Raw genomic sequence first — 19,219 nt, 5'->3', positions numbered from 1 at the left:
GATCCGTCAATCTCCAATATGAATGAATCTATTCTTTATCAATCGGTTTGTTTATCCCGTCTTCATAATAATCAAAAACGAGCTGCCGCTGCGTTCCTCTTACCCCGTAAAATACGTCGGAGATCCGTTTCCCCTTCCGTCTTAATTCGCTCTCCAGCCATTCTTTGGTCAGTCCATTATTCTCAAGATTCTCTTCAATGAGGACGCCATCCATAATTAACTCAACGGGAAAGCTCTGAGGGACGGAAAGAAGCTTCAAATCTTTTCGGGTAACATATTGATACTCTTGTTTCTTTAAGACGGATACCATTCCGTTATCTTCTAATACGGCATACTCTACTACCTCTAGATTAAAAATTTCTTTTTCCCTCAGTGCCTGATCCAAGGAGTCTAGCGAATACCTTACCTTTTTCATATTCCCTTCAAGAATTTTCCCGTTTTCAATAAGTACCGTAGGTGATCCGGAGATCCAGCTTCTCATTCTACGACTCTTTATAGCGATGATAGATAGTAGAAAAGACGTAGCAGTGATAACAATGAGCGCCACGATCATATATGACGACTTCAGGTCTTTATTAAAAGCCAGGTTTGCCGCAAGCGATCCTAATATAATGCCTGTCACGAAATCATGAAACGTCAAATTAGAAATCGTTTGTTTACCCAATATCTTAGCTATCACAAGCAGCATGATCATAGCGACCACAGTACGAAGAACAATATCCATATGCGCCTGCATCTCTAATGCTCCTTTCTATTCAATCCCCTATTATTCACAAACCAAGGTGAAATGAAACGTCATTACAATCGGTTTAATTTTAAGAGGTCATCCGGAGACTTCTATAAACGTCAAAAGGGCTCTGGAATGGTTCTACTGAACCGTCCCAAAGCCCTAGCTACGAATGCTTATTTTTCAGTCTTGATTGCAAGCAGATTGTGCAGAATCATTACGCTTTCAGCTCGAGTTGCTGAGCCTCCCGGGTCGAATTGCCTGTCACTTCGACCCGGGATAAGTCCAAGGGCTTGAGATTGACCGAACTATAATTGACTGCAGCTTTCGATTCTCCATTGACATACGCATCTTCAGAAACATACAGCTTCGTCTGGTTCCGAATCGGAAGGCTCGGTGCAGTACCATCCCGATCATTACCGCCATGTGACCGTACAGTTCATCTATCGACGGGATCATTTCAAGACAAGCGCGTTCCATAAATTTATCGAATTATTGCAGCAAAAACCCTGAAGACTCGTATGATGAGTTTCTTCAGGCTTTTTTACATGGCACCGTTATGATCACCTGTGCACCGCCTTCGACACGGTTTCCTGCTTCGATATGCCCTCCGTGCTTTGTAATGAGCAACTGTGCTGTATACAATCCAAGCCCGGAATGACCTTTGTCTAGAGATCTAGACGGATCCCCCGTGTAGAATTTATCGAACATCCGCCGCAAATCAAGAGCGCTGAACCCCTTCCCCGTATCCTTCATGTCAAAGGTAATCTGCGTCTCCTCTACGATGACCGTCCACTCGATCCTTCCCTCCACTGGCGTAAATCGCAAGCTATTGGTAATCACGTTATCGAATACTTGCTCCAACCGTGATGTATCCACAAGAAACTGCTGTTCTTGGTCGCATCGCCTATTCACATAAGAGAAGTCAAAAGCAATCCACTTCTCACGGCATAACAATGCGTATTCATCTTTTTTCCGCTCACAGAAGGCGAGTAAATCCGCTCTCGTATACTGGAGGACAAAATCAGGCGTGTCGATTTTATTCATGAACAGCAATTCCGTCAGCATTTTGTCCGCACGCTGCGTACTGTTCTGAATGGTTAACAAGTACTTCTCCAGCCGTTCGGGACGGCGTGCACCGCTCTCGATTAAATTGTCTACATGACCTTGAATGATCGTCAGCGGCGTCCGCAAATCATGGGCAATCGCAGAGATCATGTCGCGTCTCTCCTGCTCCAGCTTCCACTCCCACTTCAAGGATTGCTCCAGCGCGATCCGCATCTCTTCGAAGGCATCGGAGAGCTCGATCAGCTCCTTCGACCCACCTGCTCCTGCGACGGAGAAATTCAGGTCATTCTGCTGGATTCGTCTAGCTCCCCCGATGATCCGTGCGATCGACGGTTCGAGCCGTTTACCCAATTTTCTCGCGAAAATAAAAGAGAACAAGACGATGAAGAAGAACGGTGCGATCAAACTGCACAAAATAAGCATAACGAGCAGCCCGTTTCCAGGGTTGTTGGAGGATACACTTAAACTGTATCGTAGCACCAGCATCCCCTTTAATTTTTTCTGCGAATCCAGGATCGGGTGGTAATTGATATATTTCCCGCCCTGTTTCTCGCTACGGTTCAGCTTGCTTAGCACATCCTCCGGGCTGTTGACGAAAGTCTGCCCCTTCCAGCCGTAGACGATTTGCCCCTTCAGATTCACGATTTGATACTGCATGCCTTTCGTCAGAATAACATGTTCCAACGCATTCTGCTTTGAAGGAGATAATAAGGCGTCTTTTTGCTGATCTACATAACCTAGAATCTGGGGAATTTGCTGCTCATAATAGTTGGCTGGTAGAATGCTCTTGTCCGTTTGATTAATCAAAACATAAAGCGTACTGCCCCAAACCAGCATCGAGCCGATGAAGCTATAGAAAAGAACGAGTGTAAATGCACCCATAAACTGTCTGCGCAGCGGTTTTCGACTTGCCTTTACTTCCTTTCGAATCTGTACCCTACCCCCCATACCGTTGTAACAAAGGTCTTCTCCGGTGCTGCGCACGCCAGCTTCGCCCGGATATTTTTGATATGTTCGGTAATTGTGGCTGCTTCTCCCTCCGCATCGAATCCCCAGATCTTCTCATAGATTTGTTCCCGCGAGAATACTTGATTCGGATGCATGAAGAGAAGCCGGAACAATTCGAACTCCCGGCTGGTCAGCGGAATCGGAAGGTTCTGGTAGAATACCTGATGGCTGTCCAGATCCATCGTGAGATCGCCATGGTGCAGCAGCTTCGGTTGATGATCAAGATGGCTCCGCTGCTCCCGACGAAGATGCGCTCTTATTCTCGCCTTCAATTCTTGCATGCTAAAAGGCTTCACGATATAGTCATCGCCACCGACGGCGAGTCCTTGGATCCGATCCGCTTCATTGGAGCGCGCGCTTAAGAACAGAATCGGACACGAGACCCGGTCACGTATCGCTTGGCATACTTCGAGCCCATCGAGATGCGGCATCATAATATCCAGGATGATTAAGTCGGGCGTCTCTCCCAGTCGATCGAACACTTCCTTGCCGTCATAAGCCACTGATACCTCATACCCATCATCCTGAAGCGCATCGCGCATAAATCCGACGATTTCTCGCTCATCATCGGCGATTAATATCTTTTCTCTCATCTCTTGAATTTCCTTTCGCGTCTATCAATCTAGCAGCTTTATCCCCTCATTGTACCTTCTTCTGCGCCAAAAATCCCCTGCAGCGGCACACACGGTGTTCACGACAGGGGAACAATTAAATTTTCAGGTATAACCGAGTTAGAGCTTCGTTGTCGGTTCTTTGACTTTATCGAAGACGATGATCCCGTCATATTGCTCTTTTGGAATGAATCGCATCGACATCGGCATAATGATCTCGGACGTCATGCCATCCTCGGCTGCATAGATCGGTTTGAACATCCAAGCATTATTTTTGTTCGGAGACTTGTGCTTGGATAGATCCGCAAACGCAATCTTATAACCGCTCTGCATCATCAGTTGTTCCAGACTCCCCTTCGGCATCGGCTGAATATCGAAGATCTTCTGTGTCGTAATCGTGCTCGCCTTACCGCTGTTCATGTACAGACCCAACACGTAGACCTTATCCTTTAGCTTCTTATGTAGCAATTCTCCCATACTTGTAAAGCTGTTAATCCATTTCCCTTGTTCTTTCGTTTCGATTTTGGACGTATTCTTCGCCAGATGATCGTTATGCGCCCATAAAATCACTTTCTTGCCGGGATACATCACCTTCATTAACCACTCCACATTGTCAGCCATGATTCGATCACGGAATTCATAGCTTTCCTTCGTATCGTACATCCCCATCTCGATGAATTTGACCCGATCCTCCAACGTCTTGACAGCGATATCCACCATCCGCGGGTTCGCAGGGTAGGCGGCTGCAAGTTGTTCTTTGTTCTCTTGGATGAATTGGATCAACGCCTTGTATTTCGGTTCGTACGCATTCTTCACCTTCTTGATTTCTGCTTTTCCCTCCGGATGACTATCGTCCATGCCATATTGGTTGAGCACCTTATAGAAATCCGTCATCGCTTGCATTTCGAAGTTGAAATAATTCTCGCCCTGATCCTTGTCTACCTTGGCAATCCAACCGGCAATAAATTGCGTTAAGTACCCTGATGTGAACTGCATGTCATAACCTGCTAGATATAAGGGATCGTTCGTCCCTTGCTTCTTCTTGATGTAATCGAATAAATTCAGAGTCTCCTTGGAATGCCAGATGGGAAAAATTGAACGTTCCATCATTTGTTGCGATGTCCATGTTCCTGCATTATCGTACGTCATGAATGAATCCCCAAGGCCCGATTCAAATGCAATCACGTCAAAATCCAGCTCTTCGTGTAAATATTTGATCAACCTTGTCTTCATGCTGCTGTATTCTGCGACACGGTGAAAGTTCTCGCCAAGGCTAATGACCGTCTTATCTTTCAAGATCGGCTTCAGAAACGCTAAATCTTTATAGTCCGATGACGTCAAAGATTTAATCTCTTGAATATTCTCCTTCGACCCCGTAATTTTCTGCGCGGTCGCCGAGGCGCTCACTGGCGATAGTAATAGTGAAAATGCTAGGCCCAGGGAAATGATACCTGTTAATCGTTTCGTTGCTTGCATGTTGAATGTTCTCCTCCTTCGAAATCTGTTATTACGTCGTTCTCTTACCATGCAGAGACATCGTAACAGGAACTTCTAAGGAATCTATAAAGATAAGAGAATAATTCCTCAATGCGCGTGCCAGAACCGCTTCTTCACGAATCTCACTGCCATATTTAAGACGAGCATGATCATCCCGATGTTGATCGCATAATCCGCTAAATTGAGAATGCCTCTCCCCGATCGAGACATGATAAAATCCGTGACCTGCCCGAACATCAGTCGATCAATCCCGTTGCCAACCGCACCGCCGACCAAGAAACCAGCGATCATATCCGCCAATCGGCCTTTCCAGGCACCCATGCTGCGATAATAGAACACACCGATGACGAACAAGATGGCGATCACCCCGAATAACCACGCATAACCTTGGAATAAACTGAATGCCATCCCGCTATTCTCATAATGTGTAATCTCCCATCGTCCTAAGAACAAGCTATCTCCGATATCCAGTTTCATCCGAATCCAAATTTTCGAGACCTGATCGATCAAGATCACGACCATCGCGATCATACAAAACCACATAGCGACACCCACTTTCTTCTCAGCCTATGAACAACCATGTAACTCCCTTGTGCTCATCATACTACAAAACCATGTGGCATCGAAAAATAAAGGCACGCCCGAAGGAGTGCCTTTCAGGTATCCTTATATTGACTGCTCGTCTTCATTTTTTTGTAAAATAATGAAAGAAAACGCAGGTTTCTTGTGTCTAATGGCTGAGAGGATAGGGGAATGATTTCTATGACGGCAACGCTAAAAATGTCTACAAGTTATCTTCCTGCACAAAATTCAGCACGGCATCATCGACGGCCGAAGTTCTTCCCAGATCAGGGCAATTTACAAGCTCAATTTCGCAAGTCTCCGCACAGCCGTGCAGTTCCAAAAGAACCAGTTCATTACGACCTTTGCGCAGCAATGGACCGGGGATATATAGGGCCCTTTGCGGTCCTGCGTTCCAGTAGCGGCCCAGATTAAATCCGTTGATCCAGGCAACCCCTTTATTCCATCCATCGAACCGTAGAAAAGTATCGCCAATTTTCTCCGCCTCAAAGCAGCCCCGGTAGAATCCGGGCAAACCCGAAAGTGCCGCAGCTTCTTGCTTCTCCACCGTCTGCTCCTTGTACTCAAGTGAAGCCAGCGTTCCCGGTTCTAACGGAAGTGTACGGATCGTCCAGTTATATTGCAGCTGGTTATCGATTCGAACCCCGTCCAGAATTCCTTTCGGATCACGAATGAGCGGCCCATAATTAATCCGACCCATATTCTCGACGAGAATATCCAGCTGCGCTCCTCCGGCAGGAATGGAAAGTTCAAGTGGCTGCGGATTCCAGCGTTCAATGACCCCAAGTACCTGTCCATCCAGGAAAACCTGCGCCCGATCACGCACACCTTCGATGTAAAGCTTCTGCCTGGACCGTGGTCCCTGCACATAAGTGCTGTACAATATAAAACCATAGGATTGTCCCAGCTTTTCCATCGGCTGCACACACACACTGTTCACCGGCTCGGATAACTTCTCCAAATTGGAAGCTGTGAATAGTTCCGCTCTTTCCATCAAGGCAACTTTCCCATAGGAGATCTTCGGAATCGGCTCAGGGAGCGGACAAGTCGGTGCAAATCCATGTTTGCCCAGTGCCGACCGAACAGCTTCAAATTTCGCCGTCGTATCTCCCCATTCCGTGAGCGGGGCATCATAATCATAGCTTGTAGTCGTCGGCTCGTAGGCGACGATATGATTCGCCCCATTATAGAAGCCAAAATTGGTCCCGCCGTGGAACATGTACATATTGAGTGAGGAGCCGTGCGTCAGGATATCATCGAGAACGCCAGCTACATCTTCGGCATCGCGTACATGATGATCCTCCATCCAATGATCGAACCAGCCGTTCCAATATTCCATCACCATCAGCGGCTCTTCAGATCGGTACTCCCGGTATTTGCGGAAGGATTCGTCTGCACAGGAGCCAAAATTAACTGTAGCATGCACATCTTCCAGTGTTCCGCCGAGCAACATTTCATCGGTTGGTCCGTCGGAGGTAAAGAGCAATACATCGACCCCTCTGCTGAGAAGTCCATTACGCATATATCTCAGGTAACTATTGTCATTGCCATAGCTGCCATATTCGTTCTCTACCTGGACGGCCAGAATCGGCCCGCCATGTGTGGACAGTAGCGGAACCAGCCGAGGAATCAGCTCATCGTAATACCGGTCCACCTTGCTTAAATAAAGAGGATCACAGCAGCGAAGCTGAAGTTCACTGTAAGCCAGCAGCCAGGCCGGCAGACCACCGAATTCCCATTCCGCACAGATGAATGGACTCGGTCTGACAATAACATGAAGCCCAAGCTCTCCGGCCAGTTCAATAAAAGAGACCACATCGGCCATGCCATCAAATACGAACTCCCCTTCCTTGGGCTCATGCATATTCCAGGCGATATAGGTCTCCACGGTATTGAATCCGCAGGCTTTCAATTTCAGTAGCCGGTCTTTCCAGTATTCAGGCACAACCCGAAAATAATGAATAGCTCCCGATACGATCCGGTAAGGCTGTCCGTCCAGCAAATAGTGTCCGTCGTTCCAAGTGAGTAGGCTCATACTCTACAACCTCCTTTTTTTACATCTATTCTAACGATTCCCCGCTGTGAAAGACGGCAAGCCGTCTGATCTTGGGGCTTGCAGTAGTTAAGAGCACCCGCAGTCGTATTTTTTCTGTGCAAATCGGAGGGAAGGCGTCGATTTTCTTATGGCCAATCGCGCTGCCACGTTTCAACTCCATCCACGCTCCGTCACTGAATGCTTCCAGTACATATTCGCTCACTCTCTCGCCATAAGCGATGTCTTCCATTATCTCAGCGTGGTCAATCACAGTAGCTGCAGCAGGCAATTCCAGCTCAATAAGATCTCCAGTGCCTGCCGTTACGGCTAGTGCCTTGCCGAATCTACGCCCTATTTCCTTGCCAAATTCCAGCAGTCGCTGCACATCGGCCTCCGGAAGCAGCCCGCGGTTGTCAGGGGCCACATTGAGCAGCAAAGTCGCCCCATGTCCGACCGAACGATAATAAATATCCATTAGCTGCTCCAGAGACAGCAGCAGATGCTCTTCCTGAGGATGCCAGAACCAGCGGTCTTTACGGATGGGCACATCGCATTCCGCAGGCACCCAGCTCGGTGTTCCGGGAAGCCAGTTCAATGAAGCTTCACTGAACATGCTACCCCGAGCGGAATCCGCAGTGTTCCAGCATGGATAAGGAGCAAGGCCATCCTCATTGCCAACCCAGCGAATCGTTGGTGCCCCCATATTAAACACCATAGCACTTGGCTGATATTGTTTGATCAGATCCATAATTCGCCGCCAATCGTAATTACGGCCCTCAGATCCTGCACCGTCGAACCAAATCTCCGTAAGTGGGCCATAGCCCGTAAGTAGCTCCTGCAATTGCAGACAATAGAAATCATCATACGCTTGCGGATCCGCATAACATGGCTCATGTCTGTCCCATGGAGACAAATAAATGCCGAAGCCTAGTCCAAATTCACGGCAAGCCTCCTCGCACTCCTTGACAACATCGCCTCGCCCTTCTTTCCATGGGCTGGAGGCAACAGAATAAGTACTCGTTGCAGTCGGCCACAGGCAGAAGCCGTCATGATGCTTAGCGGTCAGTATAAAATAACGGAATCCAGCTTCTTTAGCTGCACTAACCCATTGGCGGGCATCCAGTTGAACTGGGTTAAAGACCGTAGGTGAATCGCTACCTTCTCCCCACTCCTGATCGCAAAACGTGTTCATTCCAAAATGGCAGAACATCCCCAGCTCCAGATCCTGCCACTCCATCTGTTCCTTAGAAGGCAAAGGTACTTGCTCTTCGGACTTGTTCTTTGAAGAAATGCTTTCCATCATTTTTATACTCTCCCGTATATTTGTGTAAGCCCAATGTATAAATAAGGGCTTTGGAAAGCCGGTTGATGACCTTCCAAAGCCCCGTCCCCAACTTGGGATACCTCGCTTATTGCCTATTTACTTGATGACACCTTTTTCGTTGATAATTTTCGTTGCTTCATCAACCATCCATTGCTGCACCTTATCAATCGATTCATTTCCAAGCATGAATCTGCTGAAGCCGTCATCGATAATTTTGGTCAATTCGGAAGTTGCCGTCGTCATCACCTGCGCACCGTCAAGGAACTGAATTTCTTTATCGAAAAGTGTGTATTTGAGTGAATCCATATCATACATATCTTCTTTGCCAGCGACCAATTTAGTCAGCAAGGTCTCATTGTCAGCTTTTTTATATCCGGAGAATTCCAGTCTGTTATCACTAACAGCCGTCGACATAAATCTCATCAATTTGAAGGAAGCCTCTTTGTTCTTTGAAGTTGCGCCCATCGCCAGCATGTTGCCGCTGGTGAAGTATTTGCCTTCATAGTCTTTCGGTTCCGATCCTGCAGGAGGCACCGGTACCGGAGCAAAGGCTGTCTTGAATTCATGCGGATACTGCTCGGTGTTACCTGGATCAGCAATCGTCCAGTTGCCAGCCAAGATCATAGCAGCTTCTTCATTGAAGAATTCGGTACGATAGTTAAGCTTAGCGGCAAGAGCATCTGCATAAGATTTCGCAGATTTATCAGCAGACTCCATATCTTTACGCAGCTGGAAGAAATACTTATAAGTCGGATCCGCGAAGATCGTCGTCCCGTCATCATATACGAACGGGTCTTTCATCATCGTTTGAGCTGGAGCGTTCATGTACAATTCCCAGGTGTGGAAATATGTGCCGTAACGTTTGTCCACGCCTTCGCCTTTGGTCAGTTTTTTGGCATAGTCGCGGTAGTCATCCCATGTCCAGCCAAAAGTAGGTACAGGCAGACCCGCTTCGTCCAGTGCATCTTTATTCAGCATCACGTAGTTGCTGCTCTTCGTATATTGCAACCCATAATAGTTGTTGTCGACCTTAGCATTCACATAATATTCATCCTCAGGAACGAGGTTATCTTTCTCATAGAATTCATTCAGCGGGGCAAGCGCTCCCCGAGTCGCCCGTTCAAGCACGCCTCCCAAGCTTGGCACCTGAACAACATCAATCGCTTCACCGGAAGATATCAGGAAGTCGAGTTTCTTCAGCATCTCCACAGAATCACCGGGAACGAGTGTCACATGCTCTACTTTGATGCCTGGGTTCTGATCCATAAATTCCTGCAGCATAGCATCGGTACCAGCCGACTGGGCTTCATTATCCCAGTTATAATACTTGATGGCGACTTGCTTATCCACCTTGGTGTTCCCGGCATTCGTGCTAGCTTCAGCATTCCCGTTCTTTTCCGAGTTTCCGGAATTTCCACAGGCGCTTAGCGTTAAGGAAACCGCCAGCATGGAGCCCAGTACAACGGATAATCTTTTCTTGCTCTTTGTTTTCATTTTACTTCCCCCCGCACTGAATTTTAAGTATAGTGCCTTGTTCATTTCTTATTATAGGCATCCGCTTTACTGGCCAAGTGCACAATTTTGCTGTTGTAGGATCACATTTTTGACTTTTACTATCTATCGTACACCCGCAGGTCAGCCCTTTACGCCGCCAAGGGAGATTCCGTTAATGACTTGCTTTTGCAGGGCAATGAACACGATGACGAGCGGGATGATCGCCGAAACAGCTGCCGTCATCATAATCGCATAGTTGTTCGAATAATCGTCCCGGAACAGTGTCATACCGAGTGGGATAGTGTACAAATTCTTATTTAGTAAGAAGATCAGCGGATTCTGGTAATCATTCCAGGTCCAGATAAATTTGATGATCGCCACCGTAGCGAGCACCGGCTTGCAGAGCGGAACAATGATAGACCAGAATATCCGTAAATGGCCTGCACCGTCAATTCGCGCCGCTTCAATGTATTCGTCGCTGACACCAATCATAAATTGCCGCAGCAGGAACGTGAAGTAGATGGAGAACATACTCATTAAAATAATTGCAGCATGAGTATCATAAAGACCGAACCAGCGAATCAGCAGAAAGCGCGGAATCAGTGTGGCCTGGTCAGGTATAATCATGAATGACAGCAGCGCCAGAAACACCATATTTCGTCCTTTGAACTTGATTTTGGTCAAGGCGTACGCCGACATAGATGAAATGATAAGTGTAATTAAGGTTGTAATAATCGCAACTTTAAAGGAATTTAAATAGAAATGAGAAAAAGGTACTCGTCCCATCCAAACCATCTTGAAATTATACGCTACATTGATCTTCTCGGGAATCCATTGGATCGGAAAGCGCATAACATCTTTCTCATATTTAAAGGCTGCGGAAATCATCCAGATCAGAGGAATAAGAAATACAATGGACAAAGCCCCCATGATGCAGGTAGTGATCACTCTGGACATATTTTTTCTAATCAGTTGCATGTTAATCTCCCCCCTTTATTCTTCATTTCTCATTTTCCAAGTAGCTGCGGTGATCAAGCCTATGACGGCGAATAGCAGCCAGGAAATTGCAGAAGCGTAGCCCATGTTGTAGTATTTGAACCCTTCCTCATAGATCCTGAACACAAGCACGGTAGAAGAATTGTTCGGGCCACCTTCGGTCAAAAAGGCGATGATGTCGAACACCTTAAACGAGCCAATCAGCATGGTTATAAGCAAGAAGAACGTGGTTGGACGCAGCATCGGAACCGTAATGGCAAAGAATTTCTTCAGTGCGCTGGCTCCATCTATTTCGGCGGCTTCGTAGATTTCATCGGAAATATTCGTCAAGCCGGCCATATAGATAATAATGGTGTAACCCAGACTCGCCCAAGAACTGATAATGGCAATCGATAACAGCGAGGTCTTTGGATCCACCAGCCATTTTGGAGGACTGGAAATTCCAAGCTCCATCAAGAACTGATTGATCGGTCCAAGGGATGGATGGAACAATGCGCTCCATACGGCGGCAATTGCAATAATCGAAGAAATATAAGGGATAAAGAAGGCAACTTTGAAATAATTTTTAAGAAATACACTATTTTGAATCAATGCCGCCAGCACCAAAGCAATCGCAATCGGTATCGGCACGGTCATAATCATATAAATAGCATTGTTCTTCAAAGCTTGAATGATGCTCGGATCATGGAACATTTTGATATAGTTATCCAATCCGATAAACTCGATCCCTTGAACTCCCGACAATAGATCCCATTTCGAGAAGCTTAAATAAAGTGAGAATCCAAGTGCAAATACATTAAGAAAAAGCATTCCGACAATTTCCGGAGCTAGAAACAGCCACCCGGTCAAAGCCTCTTTCCGTTGCGGAGTCCAGAACTTCCGCTTCTCCTGCAGAATTTTTGGCACAGGTTGTTTTGCAGCCTCCACGTTGTATCACCTCGACAATTTGATTTGTCATTATAGTAATATATCCGCCTCCCGTATGAAGGAGTGATTATGACCCGAGATGTGCAAGATTTTGACCTTTGTCTTTCGACAACAAAAAAACCGCCCAAGATGGGCGGCGGGTTTATTCGGTAGGTTGAGATTTGCACTCTCAGCGTACCGAGTGTTTGGATTTATATTCGCTCGGCGTTGTTCCCACATACTTTTTAAATACTTTTGAAAAATAGGTTCTGTCCGAATATCCCAGACCAACGGCTAGTGATTCCAGATTCTGGCTGGAGATTTTCAGCATTTTGGTCGCAACCTTCATCTTGTGCTGATGCACATAGTCCGTAAAGGTCAGACCTGTCATGCGTTTGAAATAACGCGAGAAATAGCTCGGGTCCAGAAAGAGATAACGTGCCATATCGATTGAAGTGATGTTATCGCCAAGATGCTGATCGATAAATTGCTGGATAAGCTGCAGCTTGGGCTCCTGCGGGGGAGTTCCCGCCACCTGCTGTTTGTTGCCTGTAATCTGCACAAGCTTTCTTTCCACCAGTTCCATCGTATCCTCCAGTGTGCGGGTTTGCACGAGATAGACGAACAGATCCTCATCGAATGTTAGGCTAGTGAACATCAGCTCGATACCTCGGAGCATAAAGGATAAATCCCGGACGAAATCGCCCGGATGGATAGCCATAACTTTTGCAGTCCTAGCGATTTCCTGAAGAGTGCCACGGATGGCTTCAAGATCATTTTTAATCACGGCCCGTTCCATCTGCGGGATATAACTATCCAGAAATCCTTGAGGAGCAGGCTGGAAGCGAGGGGTAGCGATTTGCAGAGTATCCAGAACTGTGTATTCCGCACTCGCATAGAACTCGCACTTGTCCTGGACAATTTGCCGATGAATCTGTCCAATCGCCTGCAGCTCTATTTTCTCAGTGACTGCGATGATGCCCGGTTGAATCTTAAGGAGATGGGAGCACTCGGAACACAATCGCTGTAAATAATCATGAAAATAAAGACTGGCATTCTGCGCCAGATTCACACGGTAATTATACAGAATCACAATATTCTTCTGCTCCAAAAAAGGCGTAATCCCCTCACACGCTTCGGACAGCTCTAGGGCTATATTGTAGATGGCATATAAAATAAGTGGATACTCGCTCTGCTTGTACCTCTTCTCGAAACTGGAAAAGTGAATGCTGACCGTGCCCAGCATGAACCACGGATACGTCCAGGATATGCCGATTTGCGTCGCATAGGCTAGCGTGGTTTCGGGCGGAGCGCCGCCAATCACCCTTTGCAGCAGATTCTGCCGGAATAACTGGCTATTGTATCCCGTTTCCCCATGCTTGATTAGCCCGATCTTCGATTTAAGCAAGCGTACAGACTTGGCAAGGCTTTTCTCCAGTTGCTCGTCCGTAAGCTGGTCCTTAATTAAATAGTCATCCACCTTCAGCTTTACCGCTTGCTGAGCATAATGGAAATCCTCATGACAGGTCAGGAAAATAATTCTGACCTCCGGCTTCATCCGGGTAAAGTAATCGGCCAGCTCAATCCCGTTCTTTTGCGGCAAGCCAATATCTGTGATCACGATATCAGGTTGTACTTCCTCAAACATTAATAACGCCTTGGCACTGGAATAGGTGCTGCCGACAATCTGCAAGCTATGTGCTTCCCAGTCAATCATCTGCTGAAGCACCTTGAGCATAGGAACATCATCATCTATGAGCATCACTTTATACATCAATATCCCTCTCTCTCTCCGACAGATTAACCTGATGATTGCCTTGCGGCAAATACAGAGAAACGGACACCCCACCTTGCGGCAAATTATGCAGCGACAAGCGGGTATCCTGACCATAGGTCAGCCTCAGCCTTTGAACCACGTTAATTAAACCGACCCTTTGATAAGTTCCATCCTGTTCATCGTCCTTGTAGAGCAATCTGCGGTTCAGTCCTGCCAGAATTTCTGCCCCTGCTCCGCAGCCATTGTCTTCGACTTCAATCATAATCCCATCAGGGATCGTTCGCGCACGGACGACAATACGCGGTGCCGGGTGGTCTACTAGACCGTGAACGATAGCATTCTCTACGAGAGGCTGCAGAATAAGTTTAGGTACGATGAGCTTCTCTGTATCCGCTTCCAGATCGACCTCCAGTTCAAGAGGGATTTCGTTGCGGATCTTCATGATGTCGATATAATGACCAAGCAGTCTGCATTCTTCCCGTAAGGTAGCCGGTTCATTGACCTTCAGATAGGCACGGAGAAGACTCATTAGCGAATCAATGATCCCGCTGTGCAGCTTATCTTTAACCAAAATAAGGCTACATTTGATCGAATTCAACGTGTTGATCAAAAAGTGGGGACGAATCTGCATAAACAGCGCCTCAAGTTCCATCACTCGCTTCTGTTCTTGCTCCAGCTCGATGTCGTGAATCAATCCTTGCAGTTGATCCAGCATAGTATTCAATGTCTGCCCTAGCTCAGCGATTTCATCCTTGCCCTTGACCTCCAGCCTGACATCAAGATTCCCCATCCCGAACTGGCGCACAACGCGCTGCAGCTTCATGATCGGACTATGCAATCTTTTGGCAATCAGCATGGAAGTAGCCGAAAAGACAATAAACAAGAGAAGCACTAAACCAATGCCACTATAAAAAGTTCGCGAAATCTGGCCCGACCATTCTTTCTCTGAAGCTTCATAGACCAGCTCCCAATTGGATTTGTCGATGGCTCTGGCCGTACGCACGCTCCCTCTAGCTTCCTTGCCATCTGGGGCTAGCTCTGAGTTCCCGGCGATCAGACCTCCTCTGGAATCAAACAACGCCAGCTTGCCAAACTCGACCGGCCCGAACAATTTGTTGAAATAGGCATCGGGAATCGAGATGAGAAGCACGGACACCTGCTGTTTCTCCCGGCTATCATAGATTACTCTGGCAATATAGTAGCTACTGCTTTTACCGGAACCGCTGTCAGCCATCCCAAGCCATTGCAAGGTCTCCGGTTCGTGAATATTGACACGTCCCATCAGCTTGTCCATGTTGGCATTAATCACGGATAAATTCTCAGTCCCAGAGGAGATCACAAAGTGTTTCCGGTTAACCAAATACATGCGAATGTTATTATTTAGCGGCTTAGAGTTGATGAGCGAAAACACATCCTGAATTTGCGTAAAATGTACGTAATCCTGATAGGTGTTCAATCGCTCGGTATCTGCAAAGACCTTCAGATTGGCGCGAAAATTGGTATCGTTTACAATAAAATGCGATGCAAATGTCACATCATCAATGGTCTTGTTTAGTTCGTCAATCATAACGTTCAGAAAGTTATCGTTGCTGAGCTGCAACTTCTCTACCATCGTATCCCGAATAAGCACAAAGGAGATGATCGATACTGCAATCAGCGGAATAAAAATCAGCAAAAGAAATGAAACCTGGATACGTCTATAGTAAGTGAATTTGAACATGTTTTCTCCGCGCCTCTCTCATGCTCTTTTCTTTTATTCTATCAGCCCGTTATCCAGTATACATGCATTATCTGATTACCGTGACTTTCTTTTGACCGTTTGCGAAAACTATAAGCACCACTTCACCAAATATTTGTACACCTTCCACTACATAGGAATCCAAGTGGCTGGATGGAACCTCATGGCTGATCACGATAATATGCTCCTCATTCCTTTCAGGGAAGCTGATGCGGCATGCCTCCGCCTGCACGGCATCCACAGGTTCACCCGTATGGCGGTAAATCGGCACCTGTTCAACCAGTGGACAGAACGGCTCACCGGAAGGCTGCGGGTACAGCATCTGCATCATCGATACCGTTCCTTTTCCCGTTCGAGCGTAAACGGCATGCTGATTAGGTTCCAGCAAATTGTATTCGCGGGAAATTACCCCGTCATCAATCTTGCCCTGAAGTCCTTTAACATTAACGGGAATGATGCAAAGATTGGCTTCCTGCTCATTTTTTGTACGGCAAATGAATGTCTCGTCTTCCATCTGAACCGCTCCGGGTGCAAAATGAAAATGCTGGGAAAACGTATGCTCCTGACGGCAGCTAAAGCTGTCGACCAGAAGCCAGTAATAAGGCTTGATGAATATGATCCTCCTTAGCAGGTGTACCGGATCATCCAAATGACGGTAGCCATCATGGCTGCCCTCAACATAATCAAAGTCCGGATTGCTGATCCATTTGCTGCCTGTCGGTTTCGCAATTTGGGAGAAGGACCATGTATCCGTGATTTCAGTGAATCCAATTCCGTCAACAGTAGTCGTATTATGGGCAGCGCTTTCTTTTAACGCTTTTCTAAGTGGTGTGTGATCACTATAGTTGTATCTGCCCAGATCGGTAAGCATATCCCGCCCAAAGGCATGCAGATCGAAATGTAGCAAATCCGCGTGACCATGTCCACCACCAAGCGGTCCGCAGTGGAAATATAGGTACAAGTCCTGCTCGTCCCAACCCGTTCGCATCATATAATGACCGGAATGTGTGAAAGAGCGCGACAAGTAAGGCGGTTCCTCCGCAATCAGCTGCTCGTAGCCTTCAACTCCATTCATTCCGAACAACCAGGCATTGTCATAATCCATATGATCATATCCGCCAAAGCGGAGCACAGAATCCTGGAACAACCAACCTGCATAAGTCAAAATCGAACGGACATCGCTGTCATCGCTATCCCCGAGCATCGGCTGCCGATGATTCGGTTTGGCCCAATACAAGGAAGCGACGGCCATTTGATGAACTTTTTGCTGAAGTTCATCCTGTAGCTCCAGTCCATTCATGCGAGCCAAGCGGATGCAGTCGAGAAAACATACCAGAACCTCATGGTGATAGGTAGGCGATTGCTCCCAATGGATACCGTCCGCCATGACCTGGATTCTAGCCGTCTCCCCCAATCTCTCCTCACCTAGCTGTCGCCAAATCTTTGCCCTAGTGAACTCAGGGAAGTAGAGCGCGGTTTGGAATAAGCCACAAGTCTCCAGAACGCCCCAATTGCTGATATTCTTCCAGCCCGTAAACGATAAAGCTAAATATTCGCTGTGTTCATGAAGGGATATCATCACTTTCGCCAGAAGCGTCGGTGTGAGCAGCGGACTATCCTGTATATAGGACAACGCTTTGATCCAGTTCGCACAGCGAAGACCTGCTTCAATGGTGCGCCAAGTCAACGTATCTTTCGTAGGCATGTCTGGAACAGGATTACGGTCCATCCAATCTTCAAGTTGACAGCAAAATGTTCTCGCATACTCCTCATTACCTGTTATCGCATACGCTTGTCCTAATGCCACCCAGTAGCGGTGGCGATTCAGCATATAAGCCCATTCTACATCCTTGTCCGGAACATAGCCCCAGTCAATTTCTTCCTCAAAGGTAACCGGAATGCGGCTGCGTTCCATGTCCCAGGGAAAGCGGAAGAGAAACGTCTGCTCCACAACTTCATCCGCTGTCTTCAATACGGCTTTCAGCTCATCTGCGCAATATTGCTGTATATAGTCGATATGCTGCTGTTTCCGTCTATCCTCTGCCTGCCAGCCCGGCGTGCTCCGACTAGTCATATACCGATGTAATTCAGTCAGCGCATCGTCCTGCCGCACTTGACTGAGCGCATCCTTCACGGAAGCTAGAGCGGGTAACTCAAGGTCGAGTAGCGTAAAGACAGCATAGGGAGAGGTTGATCGGCAATCAGCGTTCATACCAGTACCCCCTAGTGCCTTTTTGCAGCCGCAGCAACGCTTCGAGGTAGAAATAATCTCCCCAGATCATGAAATCATCCGGAGACAGACCGCCGCGTACATGGTAAGAGCCGTGCTTCAGCAGCCCCTCCGCGTCTTCACCGATCGTGGAATAGTTCTGCACAAGTGAAGTCATCGACTGTATTAACCCCTGCTGAAAATAAGCCCGTTCGGGATCTTCCTCCTCCATTAGCTCCAGCAGTTCCTGTAGTCCAGCCGCAACAATTGCAGAGGCCGAGCTATCCCGGTACGTATCCGCAGCCACTGGAGCATTAAAGTCCCAGTAAGCGACATGATCCTGTGGCAAATGCTCCAGAAAATAGCGGGCCATCCGCTTGGATGTTTCCAAATACAACGGATCCTTAGTATAGCGGTAAGATAATGCAAAACCGTAGACGCCCCAGGCTTGCCCGCGTGTCCAAGTCGATCCGTTAGTATAACCTTGGTGTGTAGCACCGCCAATCGGCTCTCCGGTCTTCTGGTCGAAGAAAAACGTATGGTAGGAGCTGTCATCTCCCCGCACCAGATAACGTTTCGTTTTATCCGCCTGCATGACCGCTACCTGCCGATATAGGGAATCACCGGTCTGTTGTTCCGCCCAATACAGAAGAGGGAGATTCAACAGACAATCAATAATGATGCGCCCTCCTTCCTGGGTATCTCCCATAGGTCCCCAAGCCTGAATATAACCGCCGCCTGTGCGCCAGCGCTTCAGTAATAAGTCTGCCGCCTGCAGTGTCAACTGACGCGCGGATTCGTCTTTATCTATAATCCACTGGGCCTTGGAGGATAACGAATACAAAAATCCGATGTCGTGATGATCAAGCACCGTCTTTGCCGCGAAACGGCGGCGGAAATCCTCTACGGTATGAGATGCCGCGATACGAAAGCTGTCATCCTGCGTATATTCATAGCACAACCACAACATGCCGCTCCAGAATCCATTGGTCCAGTCGTCATTGTTATTGAGCTGGTAAGTTCCATTCATGCTCACATGAGGGAATCTGCCCCCGAATCGGTCTATATTCTTACGTACCTTCTCTATCGCATCTTCAATCGCATTGCTCCACATAAGTTCCTTGCTCCCTTCGGGCTCTTCGTTTCTTATGTTTCATGATAAGGAGAGTCAACAGGATCTAATAGGGGCGATTTTTGCTTTGATGTGCATTATTTTGACTTTTGTACGAAGTAACAAAACGTATAAC

Annotated in this window: 14 protein-coding genes; all 14 read right to left on the bottom strand. The window is 47.3% G+C overall.

Annotated elements, in window-relative coordinates:
• Positions 1–28: 28 nt before the first annotated feature.
• The gene (locus NST34_RS07685; protein WP_339246099.1) at positions 29–736 is read right to left on the bottom strand and encodes a DUF421 domain-containing protein; all 708 of its coding nucleotides are present in this window, start codon (positions 734–736) and stop codon (positions 29–31) included.
• A gap of 525 nt (positions 737–1,261) precedes the next feature.
• Positions 1,262–2,743, bottom strand: a complete 1,482-nt coding sequence (locus NST34_RS07680) for a sensor histidine kinase (protein ID WP_262495796.1) — start codon at positions 2,741–2,743, stop codon at positions 1,262–1,264.
• Positions 2,710–3,396 carry a response regulator transcription factor gene (locus NST34_RS07675; RefSeq protein WP_076284294.1) on the bottom strand — a complete coding sequence of 229 codons (687 nt, stop codon included), beginning with the start codon at positions 3,394–3,396 and terminating at the stop codon, positions 2,710–2,712. The genes NST34_RS07680 and NST34_RS07675 overlap by 34 nt, the downstream gene beginning before the upstream one ends.
• Positions 3,397–3,534: 138 nt before the next feature.
• Entirely contained in the window at positions 3,535–4,890 is a 1,356-nt protein-coding gene (locus tag NST34_RS07670) for an erythromycin esterase family protein (protein ID WP_341127510.1), read from the bottom strand.
• 108 nt (positions 4,891–4,998) lie between these two features.
• Entirely contained in the window at positions 4,999–5,442 is a 444-nt protein-coding gene (lspA, locus tag NST34_RS07665; RefSeq protein WP_341127509.1) for a signal peptidase II, read from the bottom strand.
• Between the two features lie 253 nt (positions 5,443–5,695).
• Positions 5,696–7,528 carry a glycoside hydrolase family 35 protein gene (locus NST34_RS07660; RefSeq protein ID WP_341127508.1) on the bottom strand — a complete coding sequence of 611 codons (1,833 nt, stop codon included), beginning with the start codon at positions 7,526–7,528 and terminating at the stop codon, positions 5,696–5,698.
• A gap of 25 nt (positions 7,529–7,553) precedes the next feature.
• Positions 7,554–8,831: an alpha-L-fucosidase gene (locus tag NST34_RS07655; RefSeq protein WP_341127507.1), complete on the bottom strand. Its 1,278-nt coding sequence runs from the start codon at positions 8,829–8,831 to the stop codon at positions 7,554–7,556.
• Between the two features lie 117 nt (positions 8,832–8,948).
• Positions 8,949–10,346 carry an ABC transporter substrate-binding protein gene (locus NST34_RS07650; protein WP_076300067.1) on the bottom strand — a complete coding sequence of 466 codons (1,398 nt, stop codon included), beginning with the start codon at positions 10,344–10,346 and terminating at the stop codon, positions 8,949–8,951.
• A 141-nt stretch (positions 10,347–10,487) separates the two neighbouring features.
• Positions 10,488–11,324 (bottom strand): carbohydrate ABC transporter permease, encoded by an 837-nt coding sequence (locus NST34_RS07645; RefSeq protein WP_341127506.1) that lies wholly within the window; start codon positions 11,322–11,324, stop codon positions 10,488–10,490.
• A 15-nt stretch (positions 11,325–11,339) separates the two neighbouring features.
• Positions 11,340–12,269 carry a carbohydrate ABC transporter permease gene (locus NST34_RS07640; protein ID WP_042125419.1) on the bottom strand — a complete coding sequence of 310 codons (930 nt, stop codon included), beginning with the start codon at positions 12,267–12,269 and terminating at the stop codon, positions 11,340–11,342.
• A 169-nt stretch (positions 12,270–12,438) separates the two neighbouring features.
• A complete protein-coding gene (locus NST34_RS07635) occupies positions 12,439–14,022 on the bottom strand; it encodes a response regulator transcription factor (protein ID WP_042186011.1) in 1,584 nt (527 codons plus the stop codon).
• Complete coding sequence (locus NST34_RS07630; protein WP_341127505.1) at positions 14,015–15,745, bottom strand: sensor histidine kinase; 1,731 nt, start codon at positions 15,743–15,745, stop codon at positions 14,015–14,017. Before NST34_RS07630 ends, NST34_RS07635 begins: the two co-directional genes overlap by 8 nt.
• A 67-nt stretch (positions 15,746–15,812) precedes the next feature.
• Positions 15,813–17,975 (bottom strand): alginate lyase family protein, encoded by a 2,163-nt coding sequence (locus NST34_RS07625; protein WP_341127504.1) that lies wholly within the window; start codon positions 17,973–17,975, stop codon positions 15,813–15,815.
• Positions 17,965–19,086 carry a glycoside hydrolase family 88 protein gene (locus NST34_RS07620; protein WP_341127503.1) on the bottom strand — a complete coding sequence of 374 codons (1,122 nt, stop codon included), beginning with the start codon at positions 19,084–19,086 and terminating at the stop codon, positions 17,965–17,967. The genes NST34_RS07625 and NST34_RS07620 overlap by 11 nt, the downstream gene beginning before the upstream one ends.
• Positions 19,087–19,219 lie beyond the last annotated feature (133 nt).

Source organism: Paenibacillus sp. FSL H7-0714 (assembly GCF_038003765.1).
Classification (GTDB): Bacteria; Bacillota; Bacilli; order Paenibacillales; family Paenibacillaceae; genus Paenibacillus_AQ.
Note: the sequence above shows the minus strand (reverse complement) of the source record. Positions and strands in the feature narration are given on the sequence as shown.

Excerpts from the sequence above, each read along its gene's own strand:
- NST34_RS07675 (WP_076284294.1), bottom strand. The coding sequence starts at position 3,396 with ATGAGAGAAAAGATATTAATCGCCGATGATGAGCGAGAAATCGTCGGA.
- NST34_RS07680 (WP_262495796.1), bottom strand. The coding sequence starts at position 2,743 with ATGGGGGGTAGGGTACAGATTCGAAAGGAAGTAAAGGCAAGTCGAAAA.
- NST34_RS07685 (WP_339246099.1), bottom strand. The coding sequence starts at position 736 with ATGCAGGCGCATATGGATATTGTTCTTCGTACTGTGGTCGCTATGATC.
- NST34_RS07660 (WP_341127508.1), bottom strand. The coding sequence starts at position 7,528 with ATGAGCCTACTCACTTGGAACGACGGACACTATTTGCTGGACGGACAG.
- NST34_RS07655 (WP_341127507.1), bottom strand. The coding sequence starts at position 8,831 with ATGATGGAAAGCATTTCTTCAAAGAACAAGTCCGAAGAGCAAGTACCT.
- NST34_RS07625 (WP_341127504.1), bottom strand. The coding sequence starts at position 17,975 with ATGAACGCTGATTGCCGATCAACCTCTCCCTATGCTGTCTTTACGCTA.
- lspA (WP_341127509.1), bottom strand. The coding sequence starts at position 5,442 with ATGATCGCGATGGTCGTGATCTTGATCGATCAGGTCTCGAAAATTTGG.
- NST34_RS07650 (WP_076300067.1), bottom strand. The coding sequence starts at position 10,346 with ATGAAAACAAAGAGCAAGAAAAGATTATCCGTTGTACTGGGCTCCATG.
- NST34_RS07645 (WP_341127506.1), bottom strand. The coding sequence starts at position 11,324 with ATGCAACTGATTAGAAAAAATATGTCCAGAGTGATCACTACCTGCATC.
- NST34_RS07670 (WP_341127510.1), bottom strand. The coding sequence starts at position 4,890 with ATGCAAGCAACGAAACGATTAACAGGTATCATTTCCCTGGGCCTAGCA.
- NST34_RS07630 (WP_341127505.1), bottom strand. The coding sequence starts at position 15,745 with ATGTTCAAATTCACTTACTATAGACGTATCCAGGTTTCATTTCTTTTG.
- NST34_RS07635 (WP_042186011.1), bottom strand. The coding sequence starts at position 14,022 with ATGTATAAAGTGATGCTCATAGATGATGATGTTCCTATGCTCAAGGTG.
- NST34_RS07620 (WP_341127503.1), bottom strand. The coding sequence starts at position 19,086 with ATGTGGAGCAATGCGATTGAAGATGCGATAGAGAAGGTACGTAAGAAT.